The organism is Larsenimonas rhizosphaerae (assembly GCF_026240105.1).
GTDB classification, from domain to species: domain Bacteria; phylum Pseudomonadota; class Gammaproteobacteria; order Pseudomonadales; family Halomonadaceae; genus Larsenimonas; species Larsenimonas rhizosphaerae.
The window spans coordinates 712193-725175 of sequence record NZ_JAPIVE010000002.1; the positions used below are offsets into that span (position 1 = coordinate 712193).

Here is a 12983-nt window from a genome sequence, read left to right on the forward strand (position 1 = left end):
AGTCAGCGCTTGATCGTTTTTCGTTATTTGATCCGCGAGATCCTGGCAACGATGGCTGCCGTCGCCGGCGTATTGTTGCTGGTGATCATGGGTAGCCGGTTTATTCGCTATTTTACCGACGCAGCCAATGGTGATATTCCCGCCCGGCTGCTGGGTACATTGATGGCATACCACCTGCCGAGCTTTATCGAGCTGGTACTGCCGCTGGCGCTGTTTCTGGGCGTTCTGCTGGCGTATGGACAGCTGTATCTCAACAGCGAGATGACGGTGCTGACGGCCTGCGGCGTCAGCAACAAGAAGCTGTTGTCTGTGACGCTGCTGCCTGGTGCGCTGGTCGCTGTCATCGTGGCCCTGTGTTCCCTGTGGCTGACGCCGGCCGGGCTGTCCCAGAATGAGCAGCTGCTCAAGAACCAGCAGCAACAGGCAGATTTCAGCGCCTTGTCACCGGGCCGGTTTCAGGAGATCGGAGATCGCACCGTATATACTTCCTCGATTACCGATCACGGCTCGGTGCTCAATAATGTCTTCATTGCAGAAACCAGAAAGCGTCCCGGCATGGCACCCGAGCAGATAGTCACTCACGCCGACCATGGTTTTCAGGTGAACGATGACACGACGGATTCACGCTTTCTGGTGCTTTCAACGGGCGAGCGTTACGCGGTGACACCCGGTCAGCCGGCAGGTGATCGTCTCACGTTCGATACCTACGGTGTGCGGCAGGAACGGTCAAGCCTGCGTGCCGAACTCGACGATGTGGAGCTTCAGTCCACGTCGGCGCTGATGGCTGACCGAACGGACAAGAGCATGGCAGCGCTGCAGTGGCGTATCAGCCTGGTCGTGATGATTCCGGTTCTGATCCTGATTGCCCTGCCGCTGTCGAAAGTCAATCCGCGTCATGGCCGATTTGCCAAGCTGGTGCCGGCCATCATCCTGCACATGAGCTATCTGAGCCTGTTGCTGGCTGCCCAGAATGCGATAGGGGCTGGTCAGTTGCCGGCTTGGATCGGCATGTGGCCCATTCACCTGGTTTATTTTCTGATCGGATTATGGCTGTTCATGCGTGGCCGGCCAGGAGGGCGTCGTCGTGTTCAAGCAGCTTGATCGCTATATTGCCCGGAATGTGCTGTCCGCCATGCTGGTGGTGCAGTTGCTGATTCTGGGACTGGATTTCATTATCACCTACATCAATGACCTGAGTGATGTGGAAGGCGATTACGGTGCCTTTCAGGTATTGATTTACCTGTTGATTCGTCTGCCATACCGATTTTACGAGTACGCACCGGTCGGTGTGCTGCTGGGCGCATTGCTGGGGCTTGGCGCCATGGCGTCAAGCAATGAGCTGACCATCATGCGAGCCGCCGGCTGGTCGTTGGTGCGTATTATCTGGGGTGTCATGAAACCGCTGGGCCTGGTGATACTCGTGACCATGGCCACCGGTGAGCTGGTGGCACCACATACCGAGCAGTTTGCAGCATCATGGCGTGATCAGTTGCAACAGGGGCGTGGCCATGTGGTCACCGAAGACGGTGGCTGGCAGCGTGAAGGGAACAGTTATTACAATTTCGGTTCCATCCAGGGTGACAGCACCCTCATCAACGTCAATCGCTATCGGTTCGACGGTAACCGGCTGGTCGAGGCCACCCATGCCGACCGAGCAACCTACCACTCAGGCAGCTGGCAGCTTCAGGATGTAAGTCGTACCCGCTTTTCCGACAAGGGCACGGTGGTCAACCATGAAGCACAGGCCGACTGGGATACCGAGCTGAAGCCTGCTCTGTTGAAGCTGATCATCAACAAGAAGGAAAGTCAGTCGATGGTGGACCTGTGGCGCTACGGCCGTTATTTGAACGACCAGGGACTGCAGGCCAGCACGACATGGCTTTATTTCTGGCAGAAGCTGCTGCAGCCGGCCATGCTCGCCGGACTGGTGCTGGTGGCTGCCTCGTTCATCTTCGGGCCACTGCGTACCGTGGCTGCCGGAACACGGGTGTTCTACGGCATCATTACCGGGCTGGTCTTCAAGTACCTGCAGGATTTGCTGGCGCCAGCGTCCACCATTTTTGGCTTTTCTCCCATCTGGGCGGTACTGCTGCCTACGGCACTGTGTTTCATCATTGGGCTGCTGATGCTGAGACGAACAGGGTAGTACCGGGTGCAGGTGATGAAGGAGCACGAATTCGCGCGGCGAATCGTGCTCTTTTTTATGCCGATACACCATACGACCAAACGCGTTTTGCACAAGGTGGCTGCTTGTTTCTAAAGTAAAAGGGGACGTTATATTTCAGGTAGACCGACCCGTTTACCCTGACCTTTGGAGAACAGCATGAAATACGCACACCCAGGCAACGCTGACGCCATGATCAGCTTTAAAAAGCGCTACGAGAACTTTATCGGTGGGGAGTGGGTAGCACCGGCATCCGGCCAGTATCTTGATAACGTGTCGCCGGTGACGGGCAAGGTCTTCTGTGAAGTGCCACGCTCGAACAGTGACGATATTGATCGCGCCGTGAAGGCCGGCGAACGTGCTGCCGAGGCCTGGGGCAAAACGGCGCCGGCTGAGCGTGGCAATATCCTGTTGCGCATAGCAGACCGGCTCGAGCAGAACCTTGAAATGCTGGCCGTGGCGGAAACCTGGGATAATGGCAAGCCAATTCGTGAATGTCTGGCGGCTGATATTCCGCTGATGATCGACCACTACCGGTACTTTGCCGGCTGTATTCGTGCACAGGAAGGCGGCATCAGCGAAATTGACGAGCATACGGTGGCCTATCACTACCATGAACCCTTTGGTGTGGTGGGGCAGATCATTCCCTGGAATTTTCCGCTGCTGATGGGAGCGTGGAAAATTGCGCCTGCGCTGGCTGCGGGTAACTGTGTGGTGCTGAAGCCTGCGGAGCAAACGCCGGCCTCGATCTGCGTCATGCTTGAGCTGATTCAGGACCTGCTGCCTGCCGGCGTGCTGAATGTGGTACATGGTTTGGGTGAAGAAGCTGGTGACGCACTGGCTTCGCACCCGGGTATTGCCAAGCTGGCGTTCACCGGTTCGACGCCGGTCGGCAGTATCATCATGAGCAAGGCTGCCGAGCGGATCGTGCCGGTTACCCTTGAGCTGGGGGGCAAGTCACCCAATGTCTATTTCTCCGACGTAATGGACCATGGTGAAGAGTTCATCAACAAGTGCGTGGAAGGACTGATGATGACGTTTCTCAATCAGGGGGAAGTCTGTACCTGTCCTTCCAGGGCCCTGATTCAGGAAGACATCTACGACGCCCTGATGGAGCGTGCGCTGGAACGCGCCAGAACCCTCAAACAGGGAGACCCGCTGGATACGGACACGGAGCTGGGGGCTCAGGTCTCGAAGGAGCAGTTTGACCGCATCATGTCCTACATGAAGGTCGGCCAGGAAGACAAGGCCGAATTCCTGATTGGCGGCGACAAGACCACTCTGGAAGGTGATCTGGCCGGCGGCTTTTACGTACAGCCCACCATGATGAAGGGCAAAAACGACATGCGTGTCTTCCAGGAAGAGATTTTCGGACCGGTCCTGTCGGTGACCACGTTCAAGGATGAGGCCGAGGCGCTGGCGATCGCCAACGACACCGAGTTCGGGCTTGGTGCCGGGGTCTGGACAACCGATCTCAATCGAGCCTACCGCATGGGGCGCGCGATCAAGGCCGGTCGTGTCTGGACCAACTGCTACCATCAGTACCCGGCGCATGCTGCCTTTGGCGGCTACAAGAAATCCGGCATCGGACGTGAAACCCATAAGCAGATGCTTGAGCACTATCAGCAGGTCAAGTGTCAGTTGATCTCCTATGACCGTAGCCCTGCCGGTCTTTACTAGTTCTTTCACATGTGGAATTTCAAGGGGAGCCCGGCTCCCCTTGTTCGCCTCTACAGGCCCTGTTTCACATGAAGGTGGTTATCTGAAAGGGCAGGGCCACAGACATGGACCGGCCAGTGACCGGCCAGTGACCGGCCAGTGACCGGGCATTTTCGACAGTATCGGCATGCAGCCGACCCGTCAGCAACACAGGCAGTTGAGCCATTTGATCCGCCGAATAGTTTTTATCAATGGAAAATAGGACTGAATCAGTCCTTTTTCTATTTGCAATCAGTTATGCGAATTATTTACATTTGGCTTTCCGGTTTTGGAGGAAGACCATGTTCGTATGCCTGTGCAAGAATGTGAGTGACCGTCAGCTGAAACAGGCTGTCGAAGACGGGGCCGATAGCTGGCGGGCCGTACGGCTCAAGACTGAATGCGCGACGCAGTGCGGCAAGTGTGCCTGTACAGCCAAGGGTATTGTCGATGATGCACTTGCACAAAAATATGCGGATCTTGGGCTGGGGTATGCGGTGTAACCTGACGATCCGGCTGATGACGGTGTATTGCGAGCAGTGTTGACTGCGTCAATATGAAGCACTACGAATTGTTCGTATTTTCAGTTTTAAACCGCGGTTAAAAAAGTTTAAAAAACGCTCGAATTTTGGTTCTGGATCTTTGATACTACCCTCATTGAACGGATGGACGGCCCTGTGGCCAGCCGTTATATAACTAAAGCAGAACAGTGAGGAGATAGATTCATGAAAAGCGATCCCAAGGTTATTGATCATCTGAATACCATCCTTGGCAACGAGCTTGTCGCCATTAACCAGTATTTTCTGCATGCCCGCATGTATCGCAACTGGGGTCTGCAGGGTCTGGCAAAATGGGAATATGAAGAATCCATCGAAGAAATGAAGCATGCCGATCTGCTGATCGAACGCATTCTCTTTCTGGACGGCCTGCCCAACCTTCAGGATCTGGGCAAGCTGAGCATCGGTGAAGATACCGTGGAAATGCTCAAGTGCGATCTGGCTGCCGAATATACCGGTCACAAGGACCTGCTTGCGGCAATCAAGTATTGTGCATCTGTTGAAGACTGGGTCAGCCATGACCTGCTCAAGCAGATTCTGGCTGATGAAGAAGAGCATATCGATATCATCGAGACCGAACTTGAACTGATCAAGAAGGTTGGCATCGAAAACTATCATGCCAAGCAGATGAATCCTGCCAACGACCGTGAAGAAGGCGGCAGCTAAGCTGCTACTGCCGGTCGAAAAGCCGCCTTTGAAGGGCGGCTTTTTTGTGTCCGGTCGACGGGGCTGACACGGCTTCAGCCATCAGTGAAGGCCTTGACGAGTTGGAAGCGGGGCAGAGGCTCACCCTGCACCTCCACCGTCTCGGTGAACATGCACAGCGGGCGCACCCACAATCCGTAGTCTCCATAAAGTGCTCGGTAGACCACCAGTTCCTCCTCGGTTTCGCTATGCCGGGACAGACCGATAACTTCGTATTGAGGGCCCTTGTAATGCTGGTAAATGCCGGGAACCGGCCGTATCGGTAAACTCATGGGGTTATCTCCCTGTGGGCGGCATGAACCAGCATTTCCAGTGCCTGGGCAGCGGCGGTAAAACCGAAGCTGCCGGTAACGAAGGTGGCGGCGCCAAATCCCGAGGCGCAGTCGAGGCGAGTGCTGTCTCCAAGACCGGCCTTGCTGGCGCAGATCTCTCCAGCGCCATCGGGGTAGCGCCGTTGTTCGTCGGAGTAAACGCAGCGCACGCCGAAACGGCGTTTGGGATTACGGCTGAAACCGTACTGACGTCGCAGTTGATAGCGCACCTTGGCCAGCAGGGGGTCGTGCTCGGTGCGCGTCAGATCCGCTACCTTGATGCGCGTGGGGTCAATCAGGCCACCTGCGCCTCCGGTAACCACCAGCGGCTGGCGGCGCCTCTGGCAGAAATTGATCAGCGCGCTTTTGGCATCGACGTTATCGATGGCATCGATGATAACGTCCGCCTCTTCGGGCAGTTTGTCATCCAGGTTGGCCGCAGTGACAAAGGCATGCTGGGTGATGACCTCGATACCCGGAAAAATGGCCCGGGCACGTTCTGCCATTACTTCTACCTTGGGCTTGCCCACCGTGCCATCCAGGGCATGCAGCTGTCGGTTGATGTTGGAGGTGCAGACATCGTCAAGGTCGATCAGCGTCAACCGTCCGATGCCGGAGCGGGCCAGTGCTTCGACGCTCCAGCTGCCCACCCCGCCAATGCCGATGATAACCACATGGGCCTGCCTGAACTGCTCAACGGCACGCTGACCGTAGAGGCGGCGAATGCCGCCAAAGCGAAAATCGTAATCGGTATCCATGAAAAAGCGACATCAATCCTGAAATGATAGCGGTTCGAAAGAAGGCGAGCATTCTCGCACATCATGGCGACCGGTGTGGGATGACCAGCCAAAGCGGGTCATCAGCGCGGCCATGTCCTCTGCCACGGGAGCCTGAATGCTCAGCCGAACCGGCCTGACAGGGTGGTCAAAGGCCAGGTGCGTGGCGGCCAGCAGCAGTCGTCCGGCTCCGAGGTGGTCTTTGAAATAGCGGTTATGAACCCCCTTGCCGTGCTTGGCATCGCCAATGATGGGGTAGCCTGCATGGCTTAGATGGCGGCGAATCTGGTGGCGTCGCCCCGTGTGCGGGCAGGCTTGCATCAGGCTGTAGCGTGTGGTGTTGAATCGCTCGATTTTGACCGGCCATTCCACTTCAGCCAGCCGACGCACTGTGGTGACTGCCTCCAGTGCCGGCAGGTCTGCCTTGGGTCGCCTGCCATCCTCCTCCTTCAGAGGGCGCTCGATGCGGGAATGCATCGGGCCGAAGCCGCGGACCACGGCCAGGTAGCGCTTGTCGACGGTGCGCTGCTCGAATTGCGTTGCCAGATGGCGTGCGATTCCGGAAGACAGCGCAAATACCATGACGCCAGAGGTGGGGCGATCAAGACGATGAACGGGATAGACCCAGCACCCCAGCTGGTCTCGCAGGGTCTGAAGCACTACCTCGGTGACGTGGGGATCAAGCGCGCTGCGATGGACAAACGCGCCGGAAGGCTTGTGTATGACGACCAGGTGATCGTCCTGGTAAAGGACCGGCAGGGATATCATGGGCAACAGGGTCCAGGGGCACAGTGGCGGGCAGCAGGTATTGACCGGCATTTTACCTTGTCCGGGTTTAATGGCACTCTTTATGCACCTTACATTACGCCGATGAGAAGATCGCGCGAGTCTACGCCATGCCAGAGGGTCCGCCAATCATGCCCCATGTTGTTGTGCTTACCGGTGCCGGTATCAGTGCCGAAAGTGGCATCAGTACGTTTCGTGACAATAACGGGCTCTGGGCGTCACATCGCCTTGAAGACGTGGCTACCCCCGAAGCCTGGGAACGCGATCCTGAAGGGGTGCTGGCCTTTTACAACGAACGTCGCCGCGAGGTCCGCAGGGCGCAACCCAATGCGGCGCATGAGGCGCTGGCCCGTCTTGAGCAGCATAACTGCCGCGTCAGTATCGTGACTCAGAACATTGATGACCTTCATGAGCGTGCCGGTTCACGGGATGTGTTGCACCTGCATGGTGACATCGGCAAGGCCCGCTCTTCAGTGGACCCTCGCCTGCTGTACCGGTTGCGGGGGGAGGAGACCATCGAAATCGGCCATATGTGCGATCACAATTATCAGCTGCGGCCGCACGTTGTCTGGTTCGGTGAGCAGGTTCTGCTTTATGATACGGCCTGCCATATCATGGCCGATGCGGATTGGGTGCTGGTCATTGGTACATCGCTGTCGGTCATGCCGGCGGCGGCGCTTCTGGATGAGGCTCCTGCCCATGTAACACGCATGGTGATTGACCCTGATGCCGTCGCGCTTGCCCGGGGAACGGATGCGATACCGATGGCCGGCAAGGCCTCGGAGATCGTGCCGGAGCTGGTCGAGCATTTCATCGCGCACCGTGTTTTCGAGCAGCCCGCCCGCGGTCAGTAGTGTGTCCTGTGGCGTCGGATCAGTGACGCCTTTCCCTGTTTGCTTCTGTTGCCGGAAAACCTCATGTTTGAAGCCCTGAACCGCCTGTTCCCCGTGTGGGCCATTCTGCTCGCCGTTATTGCTGCCTTTTTTCCTGCCCTGTTCGTGTCCGCCAAACCGGCGATTCAGCCACTGCTGGCGCTGATCATGTTCGTGATGGGGCTAACGCTTTCAAAGGATGACTTTGCCAGGGTGCTTAAATCACCGCTACCGATCGGTATCGGACTGTGTCTGCAGTTCACCCTGATGCCGCTGGCAGCCTGGGGCATTTCTCATGTGCTGGGGCTGTCACCGGCACTGACCATCGGCATGGTGCTGGTAGGTGCTACTTCCGGTGGAACGGCTTCCAATGTCATGACCTGGCTTGCCGGAGGCAATGTGGCCCTGTCGGTCAGCATGACCATGGTGTCGACGCTGCTGTCGATCGGCATGACGCCGCTGCTGGTCTGGGCTTATATGGGGGAAAGCATTGCCGTGCCAGTGGTATCGATGCTGTTGTCGATCGGCAAGCTGGTCATCCTGCCGATCGTGGCCGGTCTGGTGGTGCATCATATCGCCGCGCGACATATCAGGCGTGCGGAGCCAGCGCTCGCCACGATTGCCATGATTGCCATTGTGGCCATCATCGCCATTGTCGTGGCGCTGAATGCCGGCCGACTTCTTTCGCTGGGCCCGCTGGTGGCGCTGGCGGTGGTCCTGCACAACCTTACCGGTCTGCTGGGCGGGTATGGTGCGGCGCGTTTGATGAAGCAGGATGAGCGAACGTGTCGTACGATTGCCATCGAGGTCGGAATGCAGAATTCGGGGCTGGCCGTGGCGCTGGCCAGCCAGTTCTTTTCGGCGGGAGCAGCCCTGCCCGGAGCACTGTTTTCGGTGTGGCACAATATTTCAGGCTCGTTGCTGGCGGGCTACTGGAAACGCCGTGCCGTGCCGGGGGGCGAGCGATGAGTGATGGTTCGCCTGTCGATGGTTCTGCATCCCTTGAACCGGATATGCCCGGTGCGGGCGTGTTCAAGGCCAGAGGCAGCTTTGTGGTTCGGTGTGAGGGCTGTCGACTGCCGTCGCTCAACTGCCTTTGCCCGTTTCGGGTACTGACCCACAGTCGAGCGCGCTTTGTGGTGCTGATGCATCGGCTTGAGCATCTCAAACCCACCAATACCGGACGCCTGATTCAGGACTGCCTGCCGGACACTCAGGTGTTCACCTGGTCGCGTACCGAGCATGACCCGGACCTGATGGCCCTGCTGGAAGACCCGGCCATGGCGCCCATGATCATCTTTCCCGATGATCAGCCGGATTATGCCGACCGCGTGATTGATGATACCGCCATTGATGCTGCCTTCGACGGCGGTAAAACACCCCTGTTCATTCTGCTGGATGGTACCTGGCGTCAGGCGCGGCGCATGTTTCGTCGAAGTACCTACCTCAGCGGCCTTCCTGTATTACCACTCAATACGGCGCGGCTGACACGCTATCGGCTTAGAAAGGCCGCTTCGAGCGCTCATCTGTGTACGGTGGAGGTGGCCATCGAATTACTGAAAAAAAGCGGTGATACGGTGGCTTCGGTGCGTCTGGATGACTATTTCGATGTTTTCAACGACAGTTACGCCGCGAGCCGACGTTACGAATTGATCGAGCGACCTACGCCGGCCATGCGCCGTTTGACGGCATTGCAGGAGTAGCTGCACTAAACGCCGACAACAGGGAGAACGGATGCTGACGACGTTACTGCACGGGTTCCTGACCGGACTCGGTCTGATCGTGGCCATTGGTCCGCAAAACGCGCTGGTGCTGAAGCAGGGACTATTGCGGCGTCACGTAGGGTTGGCGATCGGATGCTGTGCCGGTGCGGATATCCTGCTGATTGCCAGCGGAGCCCTAAGTCTGGGCCCCTGGCTGTCGCGTCATGCATCATGGCTGCTGGGCATGAATCTCGTCGCTGCCATGGTGCTGTTTCTATATGGTCTGCTGGCCTGGCGACGGGTATTTTTTCCTGCGGCTCTGGAAGCCTCGAGGTCCGGAATATCCTCCCGAATGGCACTGGTCATGCAGCTGGCCGGCGTCACGCTACTCAACCCGCATGTCTATCTTGATACCTGGGTATTGCTGGGGGGCATGACGGCAGGATTGCCCCTGCGGCTTCAACCGTGGTTTTCGGGCGGGGCCATGCTGGCCTCGCTGGTCTGGTTTCTTGCACTGGGTCAGGGCGCTCGTTATCTGGCGCCGGTGCTGGCGCGGCCGGCTGCCTGGCGGGTAATTGATGCGATGATCGCGGTGATTATGTGGTGGCTGGCATGGCGCCTGGGGTATGAAGTGTGGGACGATCCCCTTTTGACATAATGTTTCAAAAACGTGTTTTCAGGGAGGTGGACATGAGTATAACGGTGATTGCCACCATTGAGGCCGAAGAAGCCCACGAGAAAACGGTTGAAAAGGCGCTCCGCGATGTGGTGTCGCCATCACGTGATGACGCCGGCTGCGAGATGTACGTGCTGAGCCGGGATGAGGATAATTCCTCCCTGTTCGTGATGCTTGAGCGCTGGAAGGACCGCTCCGCGCTCAAGGCGCACGAGCAGACTCCCCATTACAAGACACTGATGAGTACCCTCAAGGGCAAGCTGGTGAGTGTAGATATCCAGGTGCTGGATGTATTGATCTAGTCGGCAGAAAACGCTGGAAAAAGGGCCCCGAAAGGGCCCTTTTTTCATGGGTGAAGACCGGGTTCGTCGTGGCGGGCGTCGGGTCAGAAAAAGGACAGCCCGACCTGGAACAGGCGCTCGACCTCCTTCATGCGACGCTTGTCGACCACAAAGAGAATGACGTGATCATCGGTTTCAACCACCAGGTCGTGGTGTGCAACCAGCACTTCCTTGCCTCGTACGATCGCTCCCATGGTGACGCCATCAGGCAGCTCGATGTCCTCGACAGCTCGGCCCACTACCCGCGATGAGCGATGATCGCCGTGCGCAATGGCTTCGATGGCTTCTGCTGCGCCGCGCCGGAGGGAGTGCACATTGACGATGTCGCCGCGCCGAACGTGGGTCAGCAGGCTGCCGATGGTGGTCTGTTCCGGGGAGATGGCGATATCGATTTCACCGCCCTGAACCAGATCGACATAGGCGGCATTGTTGATCAGTGTCATCACCTTCTTGGCGCCGAGTCGCTTGGCCAGCATTGATGACATGATGTTGACTTCATCATCGTTGGTCAGTGCGCAGAAGATATCGCAGTCCTCGATATTTTCCTCGACCATCAGCTGCTTGCTGGTGGCGCTGCCATGCAGGACCACGGTGCGATCAAGCTCCTCCGACAGGGCTGTACATCGGGAGAGGCTCTGTTCGATGATCTTGACCTGATAGGTATGCTCAAGCGTTTCGGCCAACCGCTCGCCGATATGCCCACCCCCGGCGATGATTACCCGACGAAACTGGCGTTCAAGCTTTCGAAGCTCGCCCATGACAGCACGGATGTCCTTGCGTGCCGCAATGAAGAAGACTTCATCATCGGCTTCTATAACGGTGTCGCCCCGGGGGATGATTGGTCGATTGCGCCGGTAAATGGCGGCGACCCGCGTATCCACATTCGGCATGTGGCGCCGCAGAAAGCGCAGCTCCTGTCCCACCAGCGGACCGCCATAAAAGGCCTTGACGGCAACAAGCTGCGCCAGCCCGTTGGCGAAATCCAGCACCTGCAGTGCACCGGGATACTCGATCAGGCGACGAATATGGTTGGTGACCACCTGTTCCGGGCTGATCAGTACGTCAATCGGGATGGCGTCGTTTGAAAACAGGCCCTTGCGGGTCAGGTAGGCTGTGGAGCGCACACGCGCGATCTTGGTGGGTGTGCGGAACAGGCTGTAGGCCACCTGGCAGGCAACCATATTGACTTCATCGGAGCTGGTAACGGCAATCAGCATGTCGGCGTCTTCGCCGCCAGCCTGACGCAGGATCATCGGGTAGGAGCAGGGGCCGAGAATGGTACGGATATCCAGCCGGTTATGCAGATCCCGCAGGCGGTCATTATCGGTATCGACAACCGTAATGTCGTTGTCTTCATGGGCCAGGTGTTCAGCCAGCGTACCGCCGACCTGACCGGCACCGAGAATAATGATTTTCATGGAGCGTTGTATCCCGTGACAAGGCGCTCATGGTAACGGGGTGTTGCGAGGCGAGCAATGCGAAAGCAGATGAGAAAAATCAGGCGTTAAAAAGGGCGCCGTGTGGCGCCCCTTTCAGATCATTCGAGAGTGAACCCGACCTTGATGCTGACCTGCCAGTGACCGACCTTGCCATCTTCGATATGGCCGCGAGTGGAGGTCACTTGAAACCACTGCATGTTATCAATGCTCTGGCGTGCCTTTTCAAGCGCACGCTCAACCGCGTCTTCGATGCTGGTCGTGGATGAACCGGTCAATTCTACGGATTTGTAAACGTGGTCACTCATGTGGCGCTCCTTGCGTCAGTATTAATCCCTGTCCGTCACCGTGATGCCGCCGGCCTGCAACCGTGTTTTGGTTGCCTGATCGCTTTCCGGCGTCACGGGGCGTGTCAATGACCATAGCACATGTGTTTGAAAACCCAAGTAGCGACTGTCTTCGGCGCTCCATAGTACGCATACATCCCGAGCCAGCCCGCAGAGGTAGACCTCGCGAACGCCGCGAGCTTCAAGCCATCCCGCCAGGCCGGTGCTCCGGCGTTGACCATCGGGGCCCGTGTTGTTGCGAAAGGCGCTGTAGGAGTCGATCTCGGGGTGTGTTCCCTTGCGGATGATCACATCGATGGCGCGTTGATCGATGCCGGGATGTATGGCGGCCCCCGGGGTGCCTTGAACGCAATGAGCCGGCCAGAGGGTATGGCATTCGCCGTGAAGCATCATCGTGTCGAAGGGCGCCTTTCCAGGGTGGCGCTCGGCAAACGACAGATGACCTGCCGGATGCCAGTCCTGGGTTGCCACGATATGGCCATACCGGCCGCTGTTCATGGCGGCATTGATGCCTGCCACGACTGCCTCGCCGTCATGGCAGGCCAATGGCCCTCCCGCCATGAAGTCCGGTTGAACATCAACAAGAATCAACGCACGTTCATGGCTCATGA

The 12983-nt window shown here is 57.7% G+C and carries 17 protein-coding genes; 10 read left to right on the forward strand and 7 right to left on the reverse strand.

Features of this window, described 5'->3' with window-relative positions:
* Nucleotides 1–9 precede the first annotated feature (9 nt).
* The 3 genes from lptF (at nucleotide 10) to exaC (ending at nucleotide 3844) form a co-directional block, all read left to right on the forward strand.
* On the forward strand, nucleotides 10–1101 hold the full coding sequence (gene lptF, locus OQ287_RS09735; RefSeq protein WP_265896305.1) for an LPS export ABC transporter permease LptF: 1092 nt from the start codon (nucleotides 10–12) through the stop codon (nucleotides 1099–1101).
* Nucleotides 1085–2146 (forward strand): LPS export ABC transporter permease LptG, encoded by a 1062-nt coding sequence (lptG, locus tag OQ287_RS09740; protein ID WP_250935617.1) that lies wholly within the window; start codon nucleotides 1085–1087, stop codon nucleotides 2144–2146. Before lptF ends, lptG begins: the two co-directional genes overlap by 17 nt.
* A gap of 177 nt (nucleotides 2147–2323) precedes the next feature.
* Nucleotides 2324–3844, forward strand: coding sequence for an acetaldehyde dehydrogenase ExaC (exaC, locus tag OQ287_RS09745; RefSeq protein WP_250935620.1), 1521 nt, complete (start codon nucleotides 2324–2326; stop codon nucleotides 3842–3844).
* Nucleotides 3845–3908: 64 nt separating this feature from the next.
* Here the strand turns inward: exaC and OQ287_RS09750 are convergent, their stop codons facing one another.
* Nucleotides 3909–4049, reverse strand: a complete 141-nt coding sequence (locus tag OQ287_RS09750; protein ID WP_265896306.1) for a hypothetical protein — start codon at nucleotides 4047–4049, stop codon at nucleotides 3909–3911.
* Between the two features lie 115 nt (nucleotides 4050–4164).
* On the opposite strand from OQ287_RS09750, the gene OQ287_RS09755 reads away from it, so the two are divergent.
* Nucleotides 4165–4365: a (2Fe-2S)-binding protein gene (locus OQ287_RS09755; protein WP_250935622.1), complete on the forward strand. Its 201-nt coding sequence runs from the start codon at nucleotides 4165–4167 to the stop codon at nucleotides 4363–4365.
* Nucleotides 4366–4587: 222 nt separating this feature from the next.
* Nucleotides 4588–5085, forward strand: coding sequence for a bacterioferritin (bfr, locus tag OQ287_RS09760; protein WP_250935624.1), 498 nt, complete (start codon nucleotides 4588–4590; stop codon nucleotides 5083–5085).
* A 74-nt stretch (nucleotides 5086–5159) separates the two neighbouring features.
* Here bfr and OQ287_RS09765 read toward each other — a convergent pair whose 3' ends face one another.
* From OQ287_RS09765 to OQ287_RS09775, 3 genes are read right to left on the reverse strand one after another with little or no spacing between them, the layout of a single operon-like run.
* Nucleotides 5160–5396, reverse strand: a complete 237-nt coding sequence (locus tag OQ287_RS09765) for a DUF1653 domain-containing protein (RefSeq protein ID WP_265896307.1) — start codon at nucleotides 5394–5396, stop codon at nucleotides 5160–5162.
* Nucleotides 5393–6193, reverse strand: coding sequence for a tRNA cyclic N6-threonylcarbamoyladenosine(37) synthase TcdA (tcdA, locus tag OQ287_RS09770; protein WP_250935629.1), 801 nt, complete (start codon nucleotides 6191–6193; stop codon nucleotides 5393–5395). The genes OQ287_RS09765 and tcdA overlap by 4 nt, the downstream gene beginning before the upstream one ends.
* Nucleotides 6194–6205: 12 nt before the next feature.
* Nucleotides 6206–6979: a pseudouridine synthase gene (locus OQ287_RS09775; protein ID WP_265896347.1), complete on the reverse strand. Its 774-nt coding sequence runs from the start codon at nucleotides 6977–6979 to the stop codon at nucleotides 6206–6208.
* 149 nt (nucleotides 6980–7128) lie between these two features.
* On the opposite strand from OQ287_RS09775, the gene OQ287_RS09780 reads away from it, so the two are divergent.
* The 5 genes from OQ287_RS09780 to OQ287_RS09800 all read left to right on the forward strand — a co-directional run bounded on the left by OQ287_RS09780 (nucleotide 7129) and on the right by OQ287_RS09800 (nucleotide 10550).
* Nucleotides 7129–7851, forward strand: a complete 723-nt coding sequence (locus OQ287_RS09780; RefSeq protein WP_265896308.1) for an SIR2 family NAD-dependent protein deacylase — start codon at nucleotides 7129–7131, stop codon at nucleotides 7849–7851.
* A gap of 63 nt (nucleotides 7852–7914) precedes the next feature.
* Entirely contained in the window at nucleotides 7915–8838 is a 924-nt protein-coding gene (locus OQ287_RS09785; RefSeq protein WP_250935633.1) for a bile acid:sodium symporter family protein, read from the forward strand.
* Nucleotides 8835–9572 (forward strand): tRNA-uridine aminocarboxypropyltransferase, encoded by a 738-nt coding sequence (locus OQ287_RS09790; RefSeq protein ID WP_407658246.1) that lies wholly within the window; start codon nucleotides 8835–8837, stop codon nucleotides 9570–9572. The genes OQ287_RS09785 and OQ287_RS09790 overlap by 4 nt, the downstream gene beginning before the upstream one ends.
* A gap of 31 nt (nucleotides 9573–9603) precedes the next feature.
* Nucleotides 9604–10230 (forward strand): LysE/ArgO family amino acid transporter, encoded by a 627-nt coding sequence (locus tag OQ287_RS09795; RefSeq protein ID WP_265896309.1) that lies wholly within the window; start codon nucleotides 9604–9606, stop codon nucleotides 10228–10230.
* A gap of 32 nt (nucleotides 10231–10262) precedes the next feature.
* A complete protein-coding gene (locus OQ287_RS09800) occupies nucleotides 10263–10550 on the forward strand; it encodes a putative quinol monooxygenase (RefSeq protein WP_250935637.1) in 288 nt (95 codons plus the stop codon).
* Nucleotides 10551–10633: 83 nt separating this feature from the next.
* Here OQ287_RS09800 and trkA read toward each other — a convergent pair whose 3' ends face one another.
* The 3 genes from trkA to pncA form a co-directional block, all read right to left on the reverse strand.
* Entirely contained in the window at nucleotides 10634–12007 is a 1374-nt protein-coding gene (gene trkA / locus OQ287_RS09805; RefSeq protein ID WP_250935639.1) for a Trk system potassium transporter TrkA, read from the reverse strand.
* A gap of 119 nt (nucleotides 12008–12126) precedes the next feature.
* Nucleotides 12127–12333 carry a dodecin gene (locus OQ287_RS09810; protein ID WP_250935641.1) on the reverse strand — a complete coding sequence of 69 codons (207 nt, stop codon included), beginning with the start codon at nucleotides 12331–12333 and terminating at the stop codon, nucleotides 12127–12129.
* A gap of 21 nt (nucleotides 12334–12354) precedes the next feature.
* Nucleotides 12355–12981, reverse strand: coding sequence for a bifunctional nicotinamidase/pyrazinamidase (gene pncA / locus OQ287_RS09815; RefSeq protein WP_265896310.1), 627 nt, complete (start codon nucleotides 12979–12981; stop codon nucleotides 12355–12357).
* Between the last annotated feature and the right edge of the window lie 2 nt (nucleotides 12982–12983).